Source organism: Streptomyces sp. NPDC048419 (assembly GCF_043200415.1).
Lineage (GTDB): Bacteria > Actinomycetota > Actinomycetes > Streptomycetales > Streptomycetaceae > Streptomyces.
On sequence record NZ_JBICXT010000014.1, the window covers coordinates 205264 to 227732 of the forward strand.

Annotated in this window: 20 protein-coding genes; 9 read left to right on the forward strand and 11 right to left on the reverse strand. The window is 70.6% G+C overall.

Annotated elements, in window-relative coordinates:
• The first annotated feature begins 15 nt into the window (after positions 1–15).
• The 3 genes from purE to ACGFYN_RS27915 all read left to right on the forward strand — a co-directional run bounded on the left by purE (position 16) and on the right by ACGFYN_RS27915 (position 2912).
• On the forward strand, positions 16–513 hold the full coding sequence (purE, locus tag ACGFYN_RS27905) for a 5-(carboxyamino)imidazole ribonucleotide mutase (protein ID WP_393868663.1): 498 nt from the start codon (positions 16–18) through the stop codon (positions 511–513).
• A gap of 5 nt (positions 514–518) precedes the next feature.
• Positions 519–1694, forward strand: coding sequence for a dipeptidase (locus ACGFYN_RS27910; RefSeq protein ID WP_393868617.1), 1176 nt, complete (start codon positions 519–521; stop codon positions 1692–1694).
• A gap of 108 nt (positions 1695–1802) precedes the next feature.
• Positions 1803–2912 (forward strand): dipeptidase, encoded by a 1110-nt coding sequence (locus ACGFYN_RS27915; RefSeq protein ID WP_393868618.1) that lies wholly within the window; start codon positions 1803–1805, stop codon positions 2910–2912.
• Positions 2913–2941: 29 nt separating this feature from the next.
• Here the strand turns inward: ACGFYN_RS27915 and ACGFYN_RS27920 are convergent, their stop codons facing one another.
• A complete protein-coding gene (locus tag ACGFYN_RS27920) occupies positions 2942–3331 on the reverse strand; it encodes a VOC family protein (RefSeq protein WP_393868619.1) in 390 nt (129 codons plus the stop codon).
• A 14-nt stretch (positions 3332–3345) separates the two neighbouring features.
• Positions 3346–3705, reverse strand: coding sequence for a VOC family protein (locus ACGFYN_RS27925; RefSeq protein WP_393868620.1), 360 nt, complete (start codon positions 3703–3705; stop codon positions 3346–3348).
• Positions 3706–3803: 98 nt separating this feature from the next.
• On the opposite strand from ACGFYN_RS27925, the gene ACGFYN_RS27930 reads away from it, so the two are divergent.
• Positions 3804–4304 carry a CGNR zinc finger domain-containing protein gene (locus ACGFYN_RS27930; RefSeq protein ID WP_393868621.1) on the forward strand — a complete coding sequence of 167 codons (501 nt, stop codon included), beginning with the start codon at positions 3804–3806 and terminating at the stop codon, positions 4302–4304.
• A gap of 100 nt (positions 4305–4404) precedes the next feature.
• Here ACGFYN_RS27930 and ACGFYN_RS27935 read toward each other — a convergent pair whose 3' ends face one another.
• Positions 4405–5748, reverse strand: coding sequence for a UDP-glucose dehydrogenase family protein (locus tag ACGFYN_RS27935; protein WP_393868622.1), 1344 nt, complete (start codon positions 5746–5748; stop codon positions 4405–4407).
• Positions 5749–5950: 202 nt separating this feature from the next.
• Here ACGFYN_RS27935 and ACGFYN_RS27940 point away from each other — a divergent pair, with 202 nt between their 5' ends.
• Together ACGFYN_RS27940 and ACGFYN_RS27945 are read left to right on the forward strand one after the other, a co-directional pair.
• Positions 5951–7108 (forward strand): acyl-CoA dehydrogenase, encoded by a 1158-nt coding sequence (locus tag ACGFYN_RS27940; protein ID WP_393868623.1) that lies wholly within the window; start codon positions 5951–5953, stop codon positions 7106–7108.
• 190 nt (positions 7109–7298) lie between these two features.
• Entirely contained in the window at positions 7299–7664 is a 366-nt protein-coding gene (locus ACGFYN_RS27945) for a four-helix bundle copper-binding protein (RefSeq protein WP_393868624.1), read from the forward strand.
• Positions 7665–7697: 33 nt separating this feature from the next.
• Here the strand turns inward: ACGFYN_RS27945 and ACGFYN_RS27950 are convergent, their stop codons facing one another.
• Both ACGFYN_RS27950 and ACGFYN_RS27955 read right to left on the reverse strand, forming a co-directional pair.
• Positions 7698–8333, reverse strand: coding sequence for an HAD family hydrolase (locus tag ACGFYN_RS27950; protein ID WP_393868625.1), 636 nt, complete (start codon positions 8331–8333; stop codon positions 7698–7700).
• Positions 8326–9594, reverse strand: a complete 1269-nt coding sequence (locus ACGFYN_RS27955) for an LCP family protein (RefSeq protein ID WP_393868626.1) — start codon at positions 9592–9594, stop codon at positions 8326–8328. The genes ACGFYN_RS27950 and ACGFYN_RS27955 overlap by 8 nt, the downstream gene beginning before the upstream one ends.
• A gap of 120 nt (positions 9595–9714) precedes the next feature.
• Between ACGFYN_RS27955 and ACGFYN_RS27960 the strand changes: the two genes are divergently transcribed.
• Complete coding sequence (locus tag ACGFYN_RS27960) at positions 9715–10272, forward strand: acyl-CoA thioesterase (protein WP_393868627.1); 558 nt, start codon at positions 9715–9717, stop codon at positions 10270–10272.
• A gap of 111 nt (positions 10273–10383) precedes the next feature.
• Here the strand turns inward: ACGFYN_RS27960 and ACGFYN_RS27965 are convergent, their stop codons facing one another.
• Positions 10384–11919, reverse strand: a complete 1536-nt coding sequence (locus ACGFYN_RS27965) for an LCP family protein (protein WP_393868628.1) — start codon at positions 11917–11919, stop codon at positions 10384–10386.
• A 72-nt stretch (positions 11920–11991) separates the two neighbouring features.
• Between ACGFYN_RS27965 and ACGFYN_RS27970 the strand changes: the two genes are divergently transcribed.
• The gene (locus ACGFYN_RS27970; RefSeq protein WP_393868629.1) at positions 11992–13020 is read left to right on the forward strand and encodes a glycosyltransferase family 2 protein; all 1029 of its coding nucleotides are present in this window, start codon (positions 11992–11994) and stop codon (positions 13018–13020) included.
• 51 nt (positions 13021–13071) lie between these two features.
• On the opposite strand, the gene ACGFYN_RS27975 is transcribed toward ACGFYN_RS27970, so the two are convergent.
• The 5 genes from ACGFYN_RS27975 to ACGFYN_RS27995 form a co-directional block, all read right to left on the reverse strand.
• Positions 13072–14691: an LCP family protein gene (locus tag ACGFYN_RS27975; protein WP_393868630.1), complete on the reverse strand. Its 1620-nt coding sequence runs from the start codon at positions 14689–14691 to the stop codon at positions 13072–13074.
• A gap of 205 nt (positions 14692–14896) precedes the next feature.
• Positions 14897–16525, reverse strand: coding sequence for an LCP family protein (locus tag ACGFYN_RS27980; protein ID WP_393868631.1), 1629 nt, complete (start codon positions 16523–16525; stop codon positions 14897–14899).
• 227 nt (positions 16526–16752) lie between these two features.
• A complete protein-coding gene (locus ACGFYN_RS27985; RefSeq protein WP_393868632.1) occupies positions 16753–18471 on the reverse strand; it encodes an LCP family protein in 1719 nt (572 codons plus the stop codon).
• 241 nt (positions 18472–18712) lie between these two features.
• Positions 18713–19891 carry an LCP family protein gene (locus ACGFYN_RS27990; RefSeq protein WP_393868633.1) on the reverse strand — a complete coding sequence of 393 codons (1179 nt, stop codon included), beginning with the start codon at positions 19889–19891 and terminating at the stop codon, positions 18713–18715.
• 212 nt (positions 19892–20103) lie between these two features.
• Positions 20104–20859 carry a TIGR03089 family protein gene (locus ACGFYN_RS27995; protein WP_393868634.1) on the reverse strand — a complete coding sequence of 252 codons (756 nt, stop codon included), beginning with the start codon at positions 20857–20859 and terminating at the stop codon, positions 20104–20106.
• A 128-nt stretch (positions 20860–20987) separates the two neighbouring features.
• On the opposite strand from ACGFYN_RS27995, the gene ACGFYN_RS28000 reads away from it, so the two are divergent.
• Positions 20988–22436, forward strand: coding sequence for a peptidoglycan recognition protein (locus tag ACGFYN_RS28000; RefSeq protein WP_393868635.1), 1449 nt, complete (start codon positions 20988–20990; stop codon positions 22434–22436).
• The last annotated feature ends 33 nt before the right edge of the window (positions 22437–22469 follow it).

Genomic DNA, 22469 nt, shown 5'->3' on the forward strand with positions numbered 1-22469 from the left:
GTTGTAGGCATCGTCATGGGGTCGGACTCCGACTGGCCCGTCATGGAGGCGGCCGCCCAGGCCCTCGACGAGTTCGAGATCGAATACGAGGTCGACGTCGTCTCCGCGCACCGCATGCCGCGCGAGATGATCTCCTACGGCGAGCAGGCCGCCGAGCGGGGACTCAAGGTGATCATCGCGGGCGCCGGGGGTGCCGCCCATCTGCCGGGCATGCTCGCCTCCGTGACCCCGCTGCCGGTCGTCGGCGTCCCGGTGCCACTGAAGTACCTGGACGGTATGGACTCCCTGCTGTCGATCGTGCAGATGCCGGCCGGTGTGCCCGTCGCGACCGTCTCAGTCGCCGGTGCCCGCAACGCCGGTCTGCTCGCGGCCCGCATCCTCGCCGCCCACGACGAGGATCTGCTCGGCCGGATGCGGGAGTTCCAGCAGGAGCTGAACGACCAGGCCACCGAGAAGGGCAAGCGCCTGCGCACCAAGGTCGAGGGCAACAACGGCTTCGGCTTCGGGAAGTGACGCGGATGACCTCCCTGGACGAAGCCCGGGACCTGCTGCGCGAGTTCCCGGTCGTCGACGGTCACAACGATCTGCCCTGGGCGCTGCGCAAGGTCGGTTACGACCTCGACGCCCGGGACATCGCCGTGGCTCAGAACGCCCATCTGCACACCGACATCCCGCGCCTGCGCGAAGGCGGCGTCGGCGCGCAGTACTGGTCGGTGTACGTCCGCTCCGACCTGCCGGACGCGGTGCCCGCGACGCTCGAACAGATCGACTGCGTACGGCAGTTGCTGGCGCGCTATCCGGCGGACCTGGCGCCCGCGCTGACGGCCGCGGACATGGAGGAGGCCAGGCGGGACGGCCGTATCGCGTCTCTCATGGGCGCCGAGGGCGGCCACTCCATCGGCTGCTCGCTCGGCACGCTGCGCGGTCTGTACGAGCTGGGCGTCCGCTACATGACGCTCACGCACAACGACAACAACCCCTGGGCGGACTCGGCGACCGATGAGCCGAACGTCGGCGGCCTGTCCGCGTTCGGCCGTGAGGTCGTGCGGGAGATGAACCGCCTCGGCATGCTCGTCGACCTCTCGCACGTGGCGGCGACGACGATGCGCGACGCGCTGGACGCCTCGTCCGCGCCGGTGATCTTCTCGCACTCCTCCTCCCTGGCGGTGTGCGACCACCCGCGCAACATCCCGGACGACGTCCTGGAGCGCCTGCCCGGCAACGGCGGCGTCGCGATGGTGACCTTCGTGCCGAAGTTCGTGCTCCAGGCCGCCGTGGACTGGACGGCCGCGGCCGACGAGAACCTGCGCGCCCACGGCTTCCACCACCTGGACACCAGCGAGGAGGCGATGAAGCTCCACCGCGCCTTCGAGGAGCGCACCCCGCGCCCGGTCGCCACGGTCTCCACGGTCGCCGACCACCTGGACCACATGCGCGAGGTCGCCGGCGTCGACCACCTCGGCATCGGCGGCGACTACGACGGCACGGCCTTCACTCCGGACGGTCTCAACGACGTCTCCGGCTACCCGAACCTGATCGCCGAGCTGCTGGAGCGCGGCTGGTCGACGTCCGACCTGGCCAAGGTGACCTGGCAGAACTCGGTGCGGGTGCTGGGCGCGGCCGAGGACGTGGCCCGCGACCTGAGGGCGACCCGGTCGCCGTCGAACGCGACCATCGAGTCCCTGGACGGCTGAGCGGGCGCCGTACGCCCGAACGGCTCCGCTCATCAGGAAGCCCGGCGCGCTCCCGTGCGACGGTGGCCGTACCCCCTTGCGGGACGAACACCACGTACGGAGCGCGCCATGGCAGATCTTCAGGACGAACTGCACGGCACCGGCGGACCCGACGCACTGTCGGACCCCTTCGAGGACGACGGCTCCCAGGCGTCCGTCCCCGAGCCGGACACCGCGGATCTGGAGCGGGCCCGCGTCATCCTCGCCGCGCACCCCGTCGCCGACGGCTACAGCGGACTGCCGTGGGCCCTCAGGCGCCTGCCCTGGTACGACCTGGAGCTCGGCGAGAGCTCGGTCGACACGGACGTGCCGCGGCTGCGCCAAGGCCATGTCGGCGCGCTGTTCTGGTCGCTGCACCTGCCCGAGGGCATCGTCGGGGACAGGGCCGTCGGCGCGACGCTGGACCAGCTCGACCTGGTGAACACCGTCGTACGGAACCACCCCGAGGGCCTGCGCCTGGTGTGCACCGCCGGGCAGGCCACCGATGCCCGCCTGTGCGGCCGGATCGCCGTGCTGCTCGGACCGGCCGGAGCCGCCGCCGTCGGCGACTCCCTGGGCATCCTGCGTGCCCTGCACACGCTCGGCCTGCGCGTCCTCACGCTGTCCGGGGTGTCCTGGGCGGGCGAGACCGGACTCACCCGGTTCGGTGAGGAGGTGGTGCGCGAGATGAACCGGCTCGGTGTCCTCGCCGATCTCTCCGGCGCCTCCGCGAACACCGTCCGGCGTGTGCTGCGGGTCTCCCGGGCGCCCGTGCTGTTCACCCGCTCCGCCGCCCGTGCGCTGCGCCCCCACCCCGCCAACCTTCCCGACGACCTGCTGGCCGGGCTGGGCGCCGCCAAGGGCCTGTGCATGGTGCCGCTCACGCCCGAGCAGACGGGCCCCTCGGTCCGGGCCGTGGCCGATCACCTCGACCATGTGCGGGAGGTGGCGGGAGCGGAGTGCGTCGGCCTGTCCGGCACGTACGACGCCGGTACCGCGCACCCCCAGGACCTCGGCGAGCCCTCGCGCTATCCGCACCTCATCGCCGAGCTGCTGCACCGCGGCTGGCCGGAGTCCGACATCGCGCTGCTGACCTGGGGCAACGTCCAGCGCGTGCTGCGCAGCGCCGACTTCACGGCCCGTGCGGCGCAGCAGCGCCGGGAGCCGTCGGCCGCGAGGATCGCGGACCTCGACGGCTGACCCGGCGCGGGACCGCGGGGCCGCGGAGCCTACGGCCGGTCGATCCGGCAGAGGCAGAAGGGGTGCCCGGCCGGGTCGGCGTACACCAGGAAGTCCTTCTTCTCCCGGTCCTCCAGATCCAGCGGCCGGGCCCCGAGCGCCAGCACCTTCTCGTGCGCCGCGTCCATCTCCTGCCAGGTCGACCCGGCGTCGAAGTCGACGTGGAACTGCTGGGAGTTGCGGTCGGCGCGCGGCCACTCGGGCGGGGTGAGGCCCTCGGCCCGCTGGAACGCGAGCCGGGGGCCGTCCGGTACCTGGAGCACGACCCAGTCGTCGTCCTCGGCGTGCGGGGTGCCGCCGCCGACCGCGGCGTAGAATCCGGCGAGCGCGAGTGGGTCGGGGCAGTCGAGGACGACGGAGCGGAAACGGGCCACGGACATGGGGTCCTCCCGGGTCAGCAGGCGCAGAGACAGAACGGGTGCCCGGCCGGGTCGGCGTACACACGCCAGGTGCGCGAGCGGTCGGCGGCGTCCAGCGGCTTCGCGCCGAGCGCCAGCACTCCCGCCTCGGCCACGTCCAGGTCCTCGACGGTCAGGTCCAGATGGAACTGCTGCGAGCGGTCGGGCGCGGGCCAGTCCGGTGCGACGAACCCGGTGGCGGCCTGGAAGGCCAGCGACTGTCCGCCGGGCACCTTCAGGTCCACCCAGTCTCCTTCGCCCTCGACGGTGCCGCCCAGCACCTCGGCGTAGAAGGCGGCCAGCGCGCCCGGGTCGGGACAGTCCAGGACGACGGGGCCCAGCTCGGCGAGAGCCATGACTCCTCCTCGTATCCTCGAAGTGGGGTTACCTGTAGAGGCAGGCAACCGGTAACGCGGTTACTGGATACTCCCGCATTGGAGGTAACGTCGCAAGCATGAGTGAGAGATCGGCCGCGCCCGGCGAGCTGGCCCTGGTCGAGTCCCTGGTGAACACGGTGGATCTGGGGTCGGGCAGCGACGCGCTGGACACCGCGGAGGGGCGGGCGCTGTTCGGTCTCGCCGAGGACGAGGTGGAGCAGGCGCGCGCACTGCGCGAGTCGCTGCGCGCGGCGCTGCTCGCCCACGCCGGCCACCCGCCGCACCGCGCGGTGACCCCGCTGGGGGAGCTGCTGGCCGGGGCGCCCCTGGTGGTGACGGTCGACGAGCGGGACGGCGCGGCCGCCCTGGCCGCCGCGGACGGCGGCCCCCTGCTCTCCCGCGTCGCGGCAGCCGTGGCCGGTGCGCTGGTCGAGGGCACCTGGGCGCGGCTGAAGGCGTGCGAGGCCGTCACCTGCCACTGGGCGTACTACGACCGCAGCCCGGCCGGCCGGGGCCGCTGGTGCTCGATGGCGGTGTGCGGGGCGCGCGCGAAGATGCGCCGCTACCGCGCGAAGTAGTTCGCCCGCAGGGCCACAGGCCGGTGGTGCAGAATGCAACGAGACGCCGGTTCGGCCGACTGAGCCTCGGCCGAACCGGCGTCGTCCTGTGCGTCGGGGGTCAGGCCGTGGGGCGGCCCATCGCGCGGTAGGTCCAGCCGGCCTTGCGCCACAGCTCCGGGTCGAGGGCGTTGCGCCCGTCCAGGATCACCCGGTCCGCCGCGACCGCGCCGAGCTCCGCCGGGTCCAGCTCGCGGAACTCACGCCACTCCGTCAGGTGCAGCACGACGTCGGCGCCGCGCACCGCCTCCATGGCGGAGCCGGCGTAGCCGAGGGTCGGGAAGACCCGGCGGGCGTTGTCCATGCCCTTGGGGTCGTAGACGGTCACCTGGCCGCCCTGGAGGTGGATCTGCCCGGCGACGTTCAGCGCGGGGGAGTCGCGTACGTCGTCGGAGTCCGGCTTGAAGGTGGCGCCGAGCACCGCGACCCGCTTGCCCAGGAAGGGGCCGCCGCCCAGCACCTGCCGGGCCAGTTCCACCATCTGCCCGCGCTGGCGCATGTTGATCGAGTCGATCTCGCGCAGGAAGGTCAGCGCCTGGTCGGCCCCGAGCTCACCGGCGCGCGCCATGAACGCCCGGATGTCCTTGGGCAGACAGCCGCCGCCGAAGCCGATGCCGGCCCGCAGGAACTTCTTTCCGATCCGGTCGTCGTACCCGATCGCCTCGGCGAGCTTGGCTACGTCGCCGTCCGCGGCCTCGCAGACCTCCGCCATCGCGTTGATGAAGGAGATCTTGGTGGCGAGGAAGGAGTTCGCCGAGGTCTTCACCAGCTCGGCGGTCGGGAAGTCGGTGACGACGAACGGCGTCCCCTCGGACAGCGGCGTCGCGTACACCTCCCGCAGCAGCTTCTCCGCGCGCTCGCTGCGCACGCCTACCACGATCCGGTCCGGGTGCAGGGTGTCGTCGACGGCGAAGCCCTCGCGCAGGAACTCCGGGTTCCAGGCCAGCTCGGCGTCCTGCCCGGCCGGCGCGTGCTCGGCGAGGTAGGCGGCGAGCCGGTCCGCGGAGCCCACCGGCACGGTGGACTTCCCCACGACCAGGGCCGGGCCGGCCAGGTGCGGGGCGAGCGAGGCGATCGCGCCGTCGACGTAGGACATGTCGCAGGCGTACTCGCCGTGCTTCTGCGGGGTGTTCACGCAGACGAAGTGCACGTCGCCGAAGGCGCCGACCTCCGCCCAGTCCTGGGTGAACCGCAGCCGCCCGCTGGAGCCCTCGAAGCCGGCGACGTGCCTGCGCAGCAGTTCCTCGAGGCCGGGCTCGAACATCGGGGCCTCGGCCCGCTCGAGCTTCTCGATCTTCTCCCGCACGATGTCCAGGGCGAGCACCTCGAAGCCCAGCTCGGCCATGGCCGCGGCGTGCGTGGCGCCGAGATAGCCGGTGCCGATCACGGTGATCTTGAGGCTCATGGGTGCTCCATTGGGGGACGGCATTCGCTGCGGTGCCCGAGCATATCCGGGGCTTGCCGCGGCCTTTCAGCGGGCACTTTTCCCGCTGTCGCCAAGCTCACGTATCACTCCCGTGAGCCGCCCCCTAAAATTTGAGTTACTTAACGGTAATTAGCGCCATCACCACCGTTCGACATCAAGCGTCCTTGGAGCGTGAGAGACCTTGGCCGGATCGGCTGACTTCGACCTGTACCGCCCGTCCGAGGAGCACGACATGCTCCGCGACGCGATCCGTTCGCTGGCCGAGGCGAAGATCGCGCCGTTCGCGGCCGCGGTGGACGAGGAGGCCCGCTTCCCGCAGGAGGCCCTGGACGCGCTGGTCACAAGCGACCTGCACGCCGTGCACGTGCCGGAGGAGTACGGCGGCGCGGGCGCCGACGCGCTGGCCACCGTGATCGTGATCGAGGAGGTGGCGCGCGTGTGCGTCTCCTCGTCCCTGATCCCGGCCGTGAACAAGCTGGGCTCGCTGCCGGTCATCCTCTCCGGCTCCGAGGACCTGAAGAAGCGGTACATGACCCCGCTCGCCAAGGGCGAGGGCATGTTCTCCTACTGCCTGTCCGAGCCGGACGCCGGCTCGGACGCGGCCGGCATGAAGACCAAGGCCGTGCGCGACGGCGATCACTGGATCCTGAACGGCGTCAAGCGCTGGATCACCAACGCGGGCGTCTCGGACTACTACACGGTCATGGCGGTCACCGACCCCACCAAGCGCTCCAAGGGCATCTCCGCCTTCGTGGTCGAGAAGTCCGACGAGGGCGTCTCCTTCGGCGCCCCGGAGAAGAAGCTCGGCATCAAGGGCTCGCCCACCCGCGAGGTCTACTTCGACAACGTCCGCATCCCGGCCGACCGCATGATCGGCGAGGAGGGCACCGGCTTCGCCACCGCGATGCAGACGCTGGACCACACCCGCATCACCATCGCCGCGCAGGCCCTCGGTGTCGCCCAGGGCGCCCTCGACTACGCCAAGGGCTACGTCCAGGAGCGCAAGCAGTTCGGCAAGCCGATCGCCGACTTCCAGGGCATCCAGTTCATGCTCGCCGACATGGCCATGAAGATCGCGGCCGCCCGTGCCCTGACCTACCAGGCCGCGGCCGCCTCCGAGCGCGGCGACAAGGACCTCACCTTCCAGGGCGCTGCCGCCAAGTGCTTCGCCTCGGACGTCGCGATGGAGGTCACCACCGACGCCGTCCAGCTCCTCGGCGGCTACGGCTACACCCGTGACTACCCGGTCGAGCGCATGATGCGCGACGCCAAGATCACCCAGATCTACGAGGGCACCAACCAGGTCCAGCGCATCGTCATGGCGCGCAACCTGCCCTGACCCGACGCCCCGGAGCGATCGGCACCGGTGACGGCAGCGCCCCCGGAGGGATTCCGGGGGCTTTTGTCGCTTCCGTGACGGTCAATTCGTAGCGGATTGTTCGCGTCCGCCCGATGGCGCCCGGTGTCGGGCGGGCGTAGGACGGTAGGGCACGGGCCCACCCCGGGCCCCCTTCCTCCCAGGAGGAGCCATGACCCAGACCGGACCCATGAGCGCCATGAGCAAGGAGATGCAGGACTGCGTCGAGGCATGCATGACGTGCCACAGCATGTGCGAGGAGACCATGAGCTCCTGCATGCAGAGCATGGGCGGTCAGGCGCAGATGCAGATCATGCGCGCGCTCATCGACTGCTCCGAGACGACCCGGATGTGTGCGGACATGATGATGCGCCGCTCGCCGATGTCGGCCGAGATGTGCGCGCTGTGCGCCAAGGCGTGCGACATGTGCGCCGAGGCGTGTATGTCCATGCCCGACGACCCACAGATGATGCGCTGTGCCGAGGCGTGTCGCCGCTGCGCGGAGATGTGCCGGGCGATGGCGGGCGCCACGATGTGAGCGCCGGCTGACCGCACGTCCGCGAACCGGCTCCTATGCGAACAGCGGCTCCAGCGCCCGTTCCAGGTCGGCCGGTTCGCGGAAGTGCACGGCCCGCATGCCGAGGTCGGCCGCCGCCTCGACGTTCTCCTCGCTGTCGTCGACGAACAGGCAGCGCTCGGGTGCCGTGCCCGCCAGCTCCGCCGCCAGCCGGAAGATGCGCGGGTCCGGCTTGGCGAGACCCACCCGGGCACTGTTGACGACGTGGTCGGCGAGGTCGCTCAGCCCCATGGAGTGAAGGTCGGACTCCAGCTCAAGGGCCGCGTTGGAGACGAGGACCAGCGGCACCCGGACCCGGGCGCGGCGCAGCAGCGCCACGACCTTCTCGTCCGCGTGGAAGGGCGACTCGATCAGCGCGAGAGCCAGTTCGTACGCCACATGCTGTTCCGGTACGAGCCCGGCGAGGCCCTCCGCGATGGCCTCGGCCCACTCCTGCGAGGTGATCTCGCCCAGCAGCAGCGGCTCCACCGTCTCCCGTGCGAACGCCACCTTCTGGGTGGTGCCCTCGGCGATCCCCGCGACGCGCTCCAGGGCCTGGAGGCGGGAGGAGTCGAAGGACCGGATCACGTTGTCCACATCGCAGAGAACCGCCCCGAGGGGCGGTCTGCTGCCGTTGGTGCCCTCACTCACTCGAGACCGTGACCTTCTGGTCGTTGTTCAGCTCGTCCACCATCGTCTTGACCTTCGCCTTGTCCCAGACGAGGTTGCCGCCGGTGGACCCGGAGATCGGCATGTTCATCGACGTGCCGTCACCGCCGCTGACACCCTTCATCGCCCAGAACATCGACGCCAGGTCCCACAGGCTCATGTCCTTGTCGACGGTGAGGGAGTCCAGGCCCGCGCCCATCGTCGGGTACAGCTTGAACGGGTTCAGGACCGTCGAGGGGGTCGCCACCTGGTGCGCCAGCGCGGAGAGGAACTTCTGCTGGTTCTTGGTGCGCTGCAGGTCGGAGGCGGCGAAGGCGTGCCGGGTGCGGACGAAGGCCAGGGCCTCGTCACCGTTGAGCGTCTGCTTGCCCGACTTGAAGTCGGCGCCCGAGTACTTGTCCTTGAAGCCCTTGTCGATGTCGATCGTCACGCCGCCGACCGCGTCCACGATGTTCGCGAAGCCGGCGAAGCCGATCTCGACGTAGTGGTCGATGTGCAGGCCCATGTTGGCCTCGACGGTGCGGACGAGAAGGGTCGGACCGTCCTCGGCGTACGCGGCGTTCAGCTTCGTCTGCCGGCCGGTGGCCGGGTAGGTCTTGCCGGAGGTCGACCCCTTGTAAGAGGGGATCGTCACATTCGAGTCGCGCGGCAGCGAGATCAGCGTGTCGCCGTTCGAGCCGACGTGCAGGATCATCATCGAGTCGGTCCGCTTGCCCTCCGCGGAACCGGTGTGCAGCTGCTTCTTCTGCGCGCTGGACAGTCCGGCGCGGCTGTCGGAGCCGACGATCAGGTAGTTCGTGCCGTCCCCCGCGGACGGCCGGTCGATGACCTTGGACAGGTCGACGTCACGGTGCAGCTTGGAGTCGGCCCAGAAGTACGTGGCGACCGACGTCACGACCAGCACCGTCACCAGCGTGATCGCCGTCCACTTGATACGGCGCCGCCAGTTCGGCCGCGGCCGGTAGCCGCCCTGGTCGCCGGGGCCGCCCGGTCCGCCGCCGTAGACGTGGCCGGTGTTGTAGCCGCTGTCGTAGTCGTCGTGTCCGTCGCCGTCGACGTACCGCGGCTGCTGCGGCACACGCCCGCCGTAGGGCGGTGCGGACGGGCCGGAGCCCCCGTACGCGCCCGAGGCGGGCCGGCGGACCTGCCGCATCGCCCGCGCACCGTCAGGCTGTGCGCTCGCGCTGCCGCGTCCGTACCGGTTGCGGTTGTCGTCGGACCATGCCTCGGGCCAATCGTTCATGGGCCCCAGTGTGCAGGGAGCGGCCTGGTCCTTTACAAGGGTCGTAGGAAAATCAGGGCAGGGCTGTTGCGAACCCAACACAAAGTCCCGCCCATGTCGCCCCGGCATAAGGTGGAGGCCATGACAGACCAGGCCCCCGCCGTGGAAGCGGACACTCCGGAGATCCCGGGCAAGCCCACTTCGGCGTCCCGGACCACGCTCAGCCACATCATGACCCACAACGACACCAACCTGCTGGGCACGGTGCACGGTGGCGTGATCATGAAGCTGGTGGACGACGCGGCGGGCGCGGTGGCCGGACGGCACAGCGGCGGACCCGCCGTCACCGCCTCCATGGACGAGATGGCGTTCCTGGAGCCGGTCCGGGTCGGCGACCTCGTCCATGTGAAGGCCCAGGTCAACTGGACCGGCCGCACCTCCATGGAGGTCGGCGTACGGGTCCTGGCGGAGCGCTGGAACGAGTCCACCCCGCCCACCCAGGTCGGCTCCGCCTATCTGGTCTTCGCCGCCGTGGACGCCGACGGCAAGCCGCGCCCGGTGCCGCCGGTCCACCCGGAGACGGAGAAGGACCGGCGCCGCAACCAGGAGGCCCAGATCCGCCGCACCCACCGGCTGGCGAGGCGGCGCGCGATCATGGAACTGAGGGAGAAGCGGGCAGCCGAGGGCCTCGACGACTGAGCGCTCCGCTGCCCGGGCCGGAAGGGGCCTGTCGTTCGTCGTCGGCACCGTCGTGGCCGGTCGCGCAGTTCCCCGCGCCCCTGCTGGGCGCTGCCGTCACCCTCGGCAGCGTCACGAGCACGCCACCTGGTCTCCCGTCATCACCCCGGCTGCCCCGGGGGACGCGGACTCCGCGTGCACCTGCCGCACCTGCTTGAAGTCGGCCCCCGCGATCACCTTCAGCGTCGGGCCGAGCCCCTTGACCGGCTTGAGCTCGCTGCCGGGCAGCGCCGCGGCCAGCGACTTCGCGGAGCGGTCCCAGCCGGGGTCGTAGGCCACGACCGTCCGCTTGCGGGTGCGGTCGTCCGCGTTCGCAGGCGCCCGCGTCGTCCGGAAGCCGGCCGCCGCCAGCGCCGCGTCCACACGCTTGCCGAGCCCCTCGGTGGCCGTACCGTTCTCGACCTGGACCCGGATCTGCTGCGGGGCCACCTCGACCGCCACCGCCGCGGGCTGCGCGGGGTTCACCGCCAGGGGCCTGTCGTCGCGCAGGGACTTGAAGAGGCGGTCGGCCTTGGCGGTGTCCCACTTCAGCGTCTCGCCGATGCCCTTCACGACGAACTTCAGCTGCCCGATGGGCACGGTCGTGAACTCGGAGGACGAGGGGGAGAAGTTGCGCATCGCCCGCCCGAGGTCGAGCAGCTCGTCCGTGCCGAAGCCCTTGTCCGCGCGCACCGACCCCAGCACCGCCCGCGTCACGTCCCGGAACTTCATCGGGTTCAGCAGGATCCCGGAGGAGGTGGCCCGCTCGACCAGTGCCGCGAGGAAGCGCTGCTGGCGCTTCATCCGGCCGAGGTCGGAGGCCCCGTCGACATGCCGGGCGCGAACGTACTGCAGGGCCTGTCCGCCCGTGAGCCTGTGCGTTCCGGCGGGCAGGTCGAGCCCGGTGTAGGTGTCCTTCAGGGGGGTGGCCGTGCAGATCTGCACCCCGCCGAGCACGTCCACGGTTCGCATGAAGCTGGTGAAGTCGACCTCCAGATAGTGGTCGATCTTCACGTGCGTCATGTCCTCGACGATCTTGACGGTGAGGTTCGGGCCGCCCTCCGCGTACGCCGCGTTGATCTTGATGGGGTGGGCGGGGGTCCGCTTCCCGGTCCGCTCGTCGACGTGCTCGGGCGTCATCGCGTACGAGTCGCGCGGCAGGCTCACCACGCTCGCCCGCTCCCGGTCCTCCGAGATGTGCACGATCATGATCGTGTCGGTGCAGTGGCAGGGGGCGCCGCCCAGGTGGTAGCGGCGCCGCTCCGCGTCGCTGATCCGGTCGCGGCCGTCGGTCCCGACCAGCAGGACGTTCATGCCGTGGCCGGCCTGCGGGCGGTTCTTCATGTCCTTGAAGGGGTCGACGCGCGCGATGTCCGCGTCGAGGCTGGTGACGACCGCGTGCCCGATCCCGGCCGAGGCGAGGACCACGACGGAGAGGGTCGTGGCCGCGCGCATGGCCCAGCGTGGCTTTTTCCGTCGTACGGGGGGCCGGGGCCCGCGCTGGTGGGGCGTACGGGGCGGCTGGGTGCCGTGCTGCGGACGGGCGGGCGCGGCGGACCGAGGCTGCGTGGGCAAGGGGGACACCTCCGGCGTCGGCCGTACGTGGGATCGTGAGCACCGTAGGCCCATACGATCTGTGGCCCGGGCCACCGCCCCGGCGGGGCGCAAAGGTGTCCCCCGTTCGCGGTAACGTAACGGGCGATGAACGCCAACCCCGACGTGCAGCTCCCCGCCGTGTCTGTGATCATGCCCGTCCTCAATGAGGAGCGGCATCTGCGCGGAGCAGTCCAAGCGATCCTCGCGCAGGAGTACGCCGGCGAGATGGAGGTCGTGATCGCCCTCGGTCCGTCCACGGACCGCACGGACGAGATCGCCGCCGAGCTCGTCCGCGACGACCCGCGCGTACACACCGTCCCGAACCCGACCGGGCGCACCCCTGCCGCCCTGAACGCCGCGATCAAGGCCTCCCGCCATCCGATCGTCGTCCGCGTCGACGGCCACGGCATCCTCTCGCCCAACTACATCGCGACCGCCGTACGCCTCCTCCAGGAGACCGGCGCGCAGAACGTCGGCGGCATCATGCACGCCGAGGGCGAGAACGACTGGGAGCACGCCGTCGCCGCCGCCATGACCTCCAAGATCGGGGTCGGCAACGCCGTCTTCCACACGGGCGGCGACGCGTGCCAGGCCGAGACCGTCTACCTCGGGGTGTTCCGGCGCGAGGCGCTGGAGCAACAGGGCGGCTACAACGAGGAGTTCATCCGCGCCCAGGACTGGGAGCTGAACTTCCGCATACGCGAGGCCGGCGGGCTGATCTGGTTCTCGCCGGAGCTGAAGGTGTCCTACCGGCCGCGGCCGAGCGTGAAGGCGCTCGCCAAGCAGTACAAGGACTACGGCCGCTGGCGGCACGTCGTCGCGCGCTACCACGAGGGCTCCATCAACCTGCGCTATCTCGCACCGCCGACGGCGGTCCTGGCGATCGCGGCCGGGATCGTGGTCGGTGCCGTGCTGACGCCCTGGGGCTTCGTGATCCCGGGCGGCTACCTCGCGGCGATCGTCGCCGGCTCCCTCCCGGCGGGCAGGGGTCTGCCGCTGAAGGCGCGCCTGCAGATTCCCGTGGCGCTCGCGACCATGCACATGTCGTGGGGCTGGGGCTTTCTGACCAGCCCCAAGGCCCTCGCGAAGAAGGTCATCGCCTCCCGCCGCCCCGCGGTGCTCGCCGCCAACTGAGCACCGGGGGCGGTGAGTCGACCTCTTTGGCGACCCCCGTGTCGACCCGGACTACCAGGTGTAGCCCGGGTTGACGTGCATGCACTGCTTCTCGTCCGAGCCGTTGATGGCCTGCGCGGACTCGGGGGTCGTGTCGTCGTCCTTCGCGGCCGTGTACTTGGTGCCGGAGCGCCAGTCGGCGCCGACGACCAGCGTCACCCCGTCCGTGTCCGCCGACCTCTCCACCGAGGACTCCGGGATGCCGAGCGCCTTCGCCACCCGCTGGGCGTCGCCCTCCAGGTCGGCGCTCGGGTAGCGGATCACCGTCTTCTCCTCGCCGGGGACCGCCGAGGAGTCCGCCTTCGCCTCGGTGAACCCCCTGCCGGCGAGCAGCTCGGCGATGGTGTGCGCCCGCCCCGTCGCCGCAGACCGCGTGCTCGACCTGGTGCCGTTCTGCACCTGTACGGCGATCCGGTCGTCCGCGGCGGCCGGGTCCGTGGACTCCGCCGTGGCGCCGGACTCCTTCTTGTCCTTGCCGTCCAGCGCGATGTCCTCGCGCACCAGCCGGAACAGCTTGTCCGCGTCACCGGGCTTCGGCACGACGCGGCCGCTGTTGGTGGCGGAGTACTGCCAGGGCATCGTCGTCATGGTGATGCGCTTGGTGGGGACCTTCTTGAGCTCCTTGCTCAGGTCGTACAGCTTCGCCACGCTGCCGAGGCCGTCGTCCACGGTCAGCGCGCTGGTGGCCGTCTCGGCGAGATTGCGGAGCCTGTTCGGATTGCCGAGCGTGGCGTTCTCGCGCAGCTGGCGGACCATGGCGTTCATGTACTGGTGCTGGGCCTTGGCCCGGGCGATGTCCGTGTTGTCCTCGAAGCCGTAGCGCGTGCGCAGCCACTCGAGGGCCTGCACGCCCTTGACGTACGTCGTGCCCTTCTTCAGCTTCAGGCCCGAGCCGTGGCCGTCTGAGGACTTGGAGTAGATGTCGGCGTCGACGCAGACCGGTACGCCGCCGATGGCGTCCGCCATGGACACCACGCCCGCGAAGTCGATCATCATGAAGTGGTCGATGTGGATGTTCGTCAGCTTCTCCCACGTCGCCACCGTGCAGCCGGGGCCGCCGCGGCCGAGGGAGTCGTTGGTGATCGTCGAGGTGAGCGCCCCGTAGACCTTGCCCGTGCCCGGGTCGGTGCACCTGGGGATGTCGACCAGGGTGTCGCGGGGCATGCTCACGACCGACATGTTGGTGCGGTCCGCCGAGAGGTGCAGCAGCATCTGGACGTCGGCGCGCGGCGCCGTGTTGAAGGTGTCCTTGGCGCCGCCGAGCTTCTGGTTCTCCTCGGAGTCGCGGGCGTCGGAGCCGATCAGCAGGATGTTCAGCGGGGTCTGCCCGGCCGCGTTGGCCTTCGGCTTGCGCGCCCTGTCCTTCGCGTCGCCGAGGTTGAGTTCGTCCTTCTTCAGGTTGGCGTTGAGGTGCTGGTAGTAGAGATAGCCGGCCCCCGCCGTGCCGAGTATCACCACCGCCAGTACCGTCGCCGACCAGCGCAGGGCGCGGCGTCTGCGGCGTCTGCGGTCGCCGTGCGGACGGCTCTTCCCGCGCCCGGCGCCGTCGTCCGCCCCGTCCCCGCCCCGCGGCCTGGGGAACATCGTGTCCCCGGCCGCGGGCCCCTCCCCGCGCACACCGCTCCGCGCCACCCTGCCGCCCTCCCACCCCTGTGCCCGGCGACGGCCGTGTGGTCCGCCGCGGACTGTCGAACCTCCCGGTCGCCCGTCCCCCCGGACGGGTCGAGCGAGAGGGCGCGCCGCCTCTGCGTCGTCCGTGCGACTTCCGAACGCGAGCGCGCCTCATCATTGTGCAGGCAGATAGGAGATTGCTGTGGGCGGCGAGGCGGTTCGCCCGCTACCAGCGGTACGGCGCGTACACGTCCATGCACTGGCTGCTGTCCGAGCCGTTGATCGAGTCTGTACTGTTCGGCAGTCCGTCGTCCTTGGGCTTGGACTGCTTGTACGACGTGCCGGTGCGCCAGTCGGCGCCGACGACGAGCGTGACTCCGGAGACGTCCGTCGATCTCTGCACCGAACTCAGCGGAATCCCGAGCGACTTGGCGATGCGCTGGGCGTCGCCCTCCAGATCGGCGCTCGGGTAACGGACGACGGTCCTGCCCTCGGAGAGCCTCGCCGTCGTGTCCTTGGCCGCGTCGGCGAACCCCTTCCGCACGAGTTCCTGGGCTACCTCGCCCGCGCGTCCGGCGGCCGGGGCGAGCGTGGAGGAGCCCGTGGCGTTCTGCACCAGGACGCCGATCCGGTCGTCCGGTGCCGAAGGGGCCTTCGTCGCCTCCTCCTTGGGCTTCCCCTTCTTCCCGCTCGATCCCTTGCCCTTGCCGTCGAAGGGCACGTCGTCGCGGAGCATCTGCCACACCTTCGCGGCGCCCGCGCCGTCCGGCAGCAGGTGGTTGGAGTCCCTGGGGTCCTCGACGTTCGGCATGGTCAACGACGTGATGCGGTCGGTGGGCACCGACTTGAGCTGCATGGCGAGGTCGTAGAGCTTCTTGACCGAGCCGATCTCCTCGGAGACCTTCAGGGACTTCGTGGCCGCCTCGGCCAGGTCCATCAGGCGGCCGGTGTCGGTGAAGACGCTCTGCTGCTTCAGCGTGCGGAGCATCGAGTTCAGGTACATGTGCTGGGCCCGCGCGCGCAGCGGGTCGCTGCCCCAGGCGTGCCGGGTGCGCAGCCACTGCAGGGCCTGCTTGCCCTTGACCTTGTGGGTGCCGGCGGTCAGCTTCAGACCGGAGCCGCCGGGCACGGCCGCCGTCGGGTGGTCCCACACGTTCTGCCGCACACAGACGTCGACGCCCCCGATGGCGTCCGCCATCCGCACCACGCCCGCGAAGTCGATCATCATCCAGTGGTCGATGTAGACCCCGGTGAGGTTCTCCCAGGTGGCCAGCGTGCAGCCCGCCCCACCGCGGGCGAGCGAGGTGTTGATGATGTCGTTCGTCGCCGGATACGTCTTGCCGGTGCCCGGGTCCGTGCACTGGGGGATGTGGACGCGGGTGTCGCGCGGGATGCTCACCAGGGCGGCGCTCTTGCGGTCCGCGGACAGGTGGATGAGCATCTGCACGTCGGCGAGCGGCGGATTGCCGCGGTTGTCCCTGCTCCCGCCGAGCTTCACGTTCTCGGCGGAGTTACGGCTGTCGGAGCCGATCAGCAGAATGTTGAGCGGTGTCTGCCCGGCCGCGTTCGGCTGGGACTTCTGCGCCTTGGAGTCACCGCTGGAGCGCTGGCCCTTCTGGATGTTGGCGTTCAGGTGCCGGTAGTAGAGGTAACCGGCCCCGGCCGTCACGAGTATCGCCAGGGACAGCACGATCGCCGACCATCGCAGCGCGCGCCGTCTGCGCCGCCGGCCGCTCTTCGAGCCGCCTCTGCGCCGCCCCCCGCCGGCACCGCCCGATGCGTCCTGCGTCCGCGGTGCGAGCGACATCGTGTCGTCGACCGCAGGGACCTCTCCGCGCACACGGCTCTGCGTCAATTCCCCGCCCTCCCCCTGGTCCGGCGACGGGTCGCCCCGCGCCCCACGACGGGGTCCGGACCGCCCCGTGCCCTGTTAGACGTGCGAGGGCGCCGTTGGGTTACCTGTGAGGTTCATTTCAACCTGGCGTCCCCGGCGGCGCGTTGCGGCCGGGCGGCTCGGGCCTACGGCGGAACGGGCCTGCCGCGCGTCCTGTCGGACGTACGGCAGGCCCGTGCGTCACCAGGTCACTTGGCGCACTGCACCTTGTCCGCCGTGGACTTGTCGACGTCCGGCGCCTTGGTCGATGCGGTGATCGGTTCGCCAGCGTTCTCGAAGTCCTTGCCCAGGGTCAGGGTCATCGCCGGCAGGCCCTGCGAGTTGGTCACGCTCTTGCCGGGCTTCAGCGCCGCTCCGGACAGACCCATGATGTCGGCCAGCCGGCGCGCCTGGTCAGCCTGGTCCGGGGCGTACTCGAGGGTTGTCTTCGCGACCTCCGCGTCGGCGTTGCCTGCGTTCTCGGACTTGGACACACCCGCCTGGTTCTGCAGGTACTCGAGCTCCGCCTGCGCGCTGCCGGCGACGGCGCCTCCGTTCAGGATCCGCACGCGCACGTCGGACGCGGCCGACTTGGTGCCCTTGAGGCGGGCCGCCACGGCGGCCGCCTCCTTCTTCTTCTCCTGCTTGGCCGCGGTGAAGGAGACGTCGTTCCTGATGGCCTCGAAGACCTGCTTGGCCTTGGTGTCGTTGAGGACGACGGTCGCCTTCACCTTCTCGGCCGGGTTGTCGACCACCGGCACGGTGGTGAAGGTCAGGTTCTTCGGGTTGAGCTTCCCCAGCTCCAGGCCGAGGTCCTTCAGCTTGCCGATGCTGTCGAGGTTGGAGTCGACGGTCAGCGCCTTGGTGCCGGCCTCGGCCACCTTCACCATCTTCGCCGGGTTGCTGAGCGTGTCGTTCGACTTCAGCTTGCGCATCAGCGCGCTGAGGAACTGCTGCTGCAGCGTGATCCGGCTCAGGTCGCCGCCGAAGCCGACCGCGTGCCGGGTGCGTACGAAGGCGAGTGCCGTCTCGCCCTCGATGTGCCGCGTGCCCTTCTTCAAGTTCAGGTGCGAGTCGGGGTCGTTGATGTCCTTGCCGAGACATACGTCCACACCGCCGACCGCCGTGGTCAGCGTCTTGACCGCGTTGAAGTCGGCCACCATGAAGTTGTCCGGCTTGATGCCGGTCAGCTCCGTGACCGTGCGCGCGGTGCAGCTGGGCGTGCGGTCGTCCTGGCCGAGGCTGGTGTTGAAGCGGACGCCGCTGGTGCCCGAGATGACCTTCTCGGTGCCGTCCTCCTGCTTGGTCGGGCAGTCCGGGACGTCGGTGATCAGGTCGCGCGGGATGCTCAACGCGGTCGCGTTCGAACGGTCCTTGGAGAGATGCAGCAGGATCGTGGTGTCCGCGTGGCCGACGCTGCCGGAGTCGCCGTACTTCGTGTTGCCCTTGCCGGTGCGCTTGTCGGTGCCGATCAACAGGATGTTGATCGCCTTGCCCTTGCTGAAGCCACCGGTGCTCGCGCCGTCGTCGGAGACGGACGTGATGTTGTCGTTGAGGTGCTTGATGTAGAGGTAGGCACCGCCGGCCACGGCGAGCAGCACGAACGCCATGCCACCGCCCGTCCACATCAGGGCCTTCTTCGCCTTCGACTTCTTCGCGGGACGGCGGCTGCGCCGGCCGGGCGGCGGCTCGTCGGGCGCGGCGCGGCGCCGCCGCTGGGGCGGTACGTCACGGCCGGGAGCCTGCGGGCTCGCGCTGCGGGAGCGCGCCGCGTCGCCTCCTCGGGAGGTGGATCTGCGAGGTCCGGGAACCGACGATCGCGGTGTGGAAGGGTTCAGTCGCAGTTCGTATTCGCCGGTGTTCGGATTGAGCACCCACTGGTCTGCGGGGTCGACGTTGTCCGCCCGCCCACGGCTTTGCGCGTCCACGGTTGTCCGAATCCTCCGTTTGGGCCACGCGGCGCCTTCCCCCTCAAAGGCGCTCCGGTCACGGTCTCGCAGTGCACGGCCCCAGGAAGACGTCGCGGTTGGGTGCACCGGATCGCTCACACTATCCGCCCAGTTCAACGCCAAGCGACGTCGGTGACAAATTCCACGTCCCTACAAGTGGGCAATCCACCCATTTCCTTGAACTTTCTTGGGGCGGCTGTTCGTCGCCTTGGTGTTCGCTTTACGTGCACTGGTCCTCGGCGGCGGTGTTGCCGCTGAACGTCGGGGCGGGCGAAACGGACTTCCCGGGCTGGTCGGACCGCATTCCGGCGGAGTTTCCGTCGCCCTTCGTGGTCGAATTGCGACTCTTCGCATCGGAATCCCGCCGGGTCCCCTTGGTGACCGTCAATGGCGCGTCCGTACGCAGTCGTTCGAACAGCTTTTCCGCCTCGGGCTCCACGAGTTGGTCGCGATTTGCGTTGTAGACGTACGACTCGCGAGGAACCGTGAGGAATTGCACCCGTTCCGCGGGGATGTCGCGCAGTCCGCGCACGAGTTCGTACAAACCACGCAGACTCGCCAGATCCGGGTCGGTGGTGAGGGACGACGTGGCGGCGTCCAGCACGGGATAGAGCTTCACCGGATTCAGCAGTACGTCATTGCTCTGCACCTTGTTGACGAGCGCCCCGAGAAATCGCTGCTGGCGCTCCATCCGGTCGGTGTCGCTGCCGTTGCCGAGGGTCTTGCGGGCGCGGACGTAGCCGAGGGCCTGCTCGCCGTCGAGCGTGACCCGTCCCGCGGGCAGCTTCAGCTTGGCGGCCTTGTCGTCGATCGGCTCCTTCAGGCAGACCCGGACGCCGTCGAGCGCGTCGACCATCTCCTTGAAGCCATGGAAGTCGATGACGACGTGGTGGTCGACGCGAACGTCCGTGAGCTTCTCGACGGTCCGGATGGTGCAGGCCGAACCGCCTGCCTCGAAGGCGTAGTTGAACATCGCGAACGTCGCCTCGGAGCGGCTCCCGTCGGCGCCCCGGCAGGAGGGCACGTCCACCATGAGGTCACGGGGGAGGGAGATCGCGGTGGCGGTGTGCCGCCCCTTGGACAGGTGCAGCAGGATCGTGGTGTCGGACCGCTCGGTCCCCGAGTCGCGCCCGTAGCGGGAGTTGCCGTCCCCGGAGCGCGAGTCCGATCCGATCACCAGGATGTTCTGCGCGTCCTTGACGAGCGAGGTGGGCCGCTCCTTCTCGTACCGCGCCAGTTCCCGGGCGGCGGCCTCGTCGGGCGTGATGTTGCCGTTCAGCTTCATGTACAGCACCCACCCGCCCCCGGCGGCCCCGACGGCCAGCACGGCGACAGTGAGCCCCCCGTACCGCAGCCACCGCCGCCGACGCGGTCGAGGCGGTCGTCTCAGCCCTTTCACGTGCCGCTCCACCCCTCATGGCGTATGAACGTGCTGGTTCTACGACCATGCCTCGGAGGGCGGTGCGGGGGTGGGCGTTACTGATCCGAACGGGTGACCGCAGGTCTTTGATCTTCAGGGGCGCGGGACTGTGTTCGAAATGCGGCTCCGCCGCGTGGGCGCGGCAAGCCACGACGAACCCGCACTCGCCGCGCGACCGTCACCACCCACTCTCAACGGCGTACCACGGACACCCGCTCACTGTCGACCCGCCCGGCGACAGCCTCCTCGCTCGCCCGCTCCAGATTCCGGCACAGCACCACCGATCCCCCGACGGCGAGCGGCCCGTACAGGCCGGCGTTCAACCCGTCCCACGTGCCGTACGGCAACCCGGACAGAATCCGCGCCCCCGGCCCAGTCAGCCCGAGGTCCGCCGCCTCCGCGACCGCCCGCTCGACGACCTCCGCCCCGCTGAACTCCCGCCCGGCCACGATCAGCGCCGGCTCGTTGGGATCCACCGGTGCGAACGGCGTGAACCGGTCCCCCTGACCCGGCACTTCGACGGCGTAGTCGGCGAAGCCCGGCGGCGGTTGCGGGAACCGGCCGCCCAGCGGCCGCAGCGCGAGGGCGACCCGTTCGCCCCGGCAGGCGCGCGCGGCGTCCAGCGTGTCCGGGCCGCTCACCACGACGTCGGCCGCCGCGGGATCCCCGTCGACGTCCGCGATCGCCCCCACCGACGCACACGCCAGCAGCCACACGGCCGTCTGCCAGTGCGCGGGCAGCAGCAGTGCCACCCGGTCGCCGGGCCCGGCGGCCAGGTCGCCCTGGAGGAGGTTCGCCGTCTTGGCCACCCAATTGGCGAAGGTGGCCACGGACAGTTCGACGCGCTCGCCCGTGGCGTCGTCGTAGAAGGTCACCAGGGGGCGTGCGGGGTCCGTGGCGAGCGCGGAACTCAGCAGGTCGGCAGGGGTGCGGTCGGTGGCGTTCACCCGCGCAAGCGTACGCGGGCGCCCGGTCGCGCACCCCCCGGAGCAGCCACCGGTTCGGGCGAACGGCAGCCGACGGTCCGTCAATTCCCGGATGGACAGATATGTCTGACTTTGTACAAGATCATGGCATGCGTCGACTTCTCGCTTCTTCGATCGCCTCCTCGGTCGGCGTCGCCTGTGCGACCGCCCTCGCTCTACCGCTGTCCCTGCCCGCCGCCGCGGCGACCGCGAGCCCCGCGACGAGCCGCGTGGGATCGGTGCCGGCCGCCGCCCGGTTCGACCTCCCCGGGAGCACCCGGTCGCTGCCCCTGCGTCCGCTCGGCCCACGCTCCCGCGACCGCGCCATCGGCTCCCCGGCCACCGGCGAACTGGGCCTGAGCCGCCGGGACGTACGGCACTTCTCGATGGTCGGGGTCGTCTGGGACAACCCGAACACCGAACTGCACGGCGGCGTGCAGGTCCGCACCCGCGCGGCCCGCTCCGGCATCTGGTCCGGCTGGCAGAGCCTCGAGACGCACAACGACGACGCGGCCGACCCCGGCACCGCCGAGCGCACCTCGGGCCGCGTCCGCGGCTCCACCGCACCGCTGTGGGTGGGGGACTCGGACGGGGTCGAGGTCAGGGTCCGGGCCGAGGGCGGGACCCGTACGAAGGCGTCCGCGCCCGGCACCCGCGCCGTCTCGGCCGCCGCCGCGCTCCCGTCGGGGCTGCGTCTGGAACTCGTGGACCCCGGTGAAGGGGGCGACGGTGGGGGCGGTGCGCCGGTCGCGCCGCACGGCATGCCGGCCGGCGCTCCCCGTACCGGCGTCCTCGGCACCGAGTCGGCCGAGGCGCTGGCCGCCTCCGCCGCCAACGCCGGCATCGCCCCGCTCGGCGCCACCGAGATCCCCGCGCTGAGCCGCGCCGCGACCGAGCGGGAGCTGCGGAGCCTGGGTGAGGGCGAGTTGACGAGCGGTCAGCGCGCCAAGCCGTACATCGGCCCGAGGCCTCGTATCATCACGCGCCGCGGCTGGGGCGCCGACGAGAAGCTGCGCGAGAAGGGCTTCGTCTACACGAAGAAGGTCAAGGTGGCGTTCGTCCACCACACCTCGTCCGGCAACGGATACAGCTGTTCGCAGGCCGCCTCCGTCATCCGTGGTATCTACCGCTACCACGTCAAGAGCATGGGCTGGCGCGACATCGGCTACAACTTCCTCGTCGACAAGTGCGGAAACATCTACGAGGGCCGTGCCGGGGGCGTGGCGAAGGCGGTCCTCGGCGCCCACACTCTCGGTTTCAACAGCAACAGCATGGGAGTCGCCGTCCTCGGCAGCTTCGGCTCGCACAAGCCGCCCGCGGCCGCGCTGCGCGCCATCTCCCGGCTCACCGCCTGGAAACTCGGTCTCTACGGTGCCAATCCGCGTGGAAAGGCGTATCTGAAGTCGGGGGGTGGCAATCTCTACCGAAAGGGAAAGAACGTACGTCTCAACGTGATCTCCGGCCACCGTGACGGCTTCGCCACGGCATGTCCGGGCATCCAGCTCTACCGCAAGCTCGGCACGGCCCGCTCGACCGCTGCGCGCTACCAGGGGCGCTAGGGCCACGCCCCGGGCGGCGCGCGGGAGCCGGGC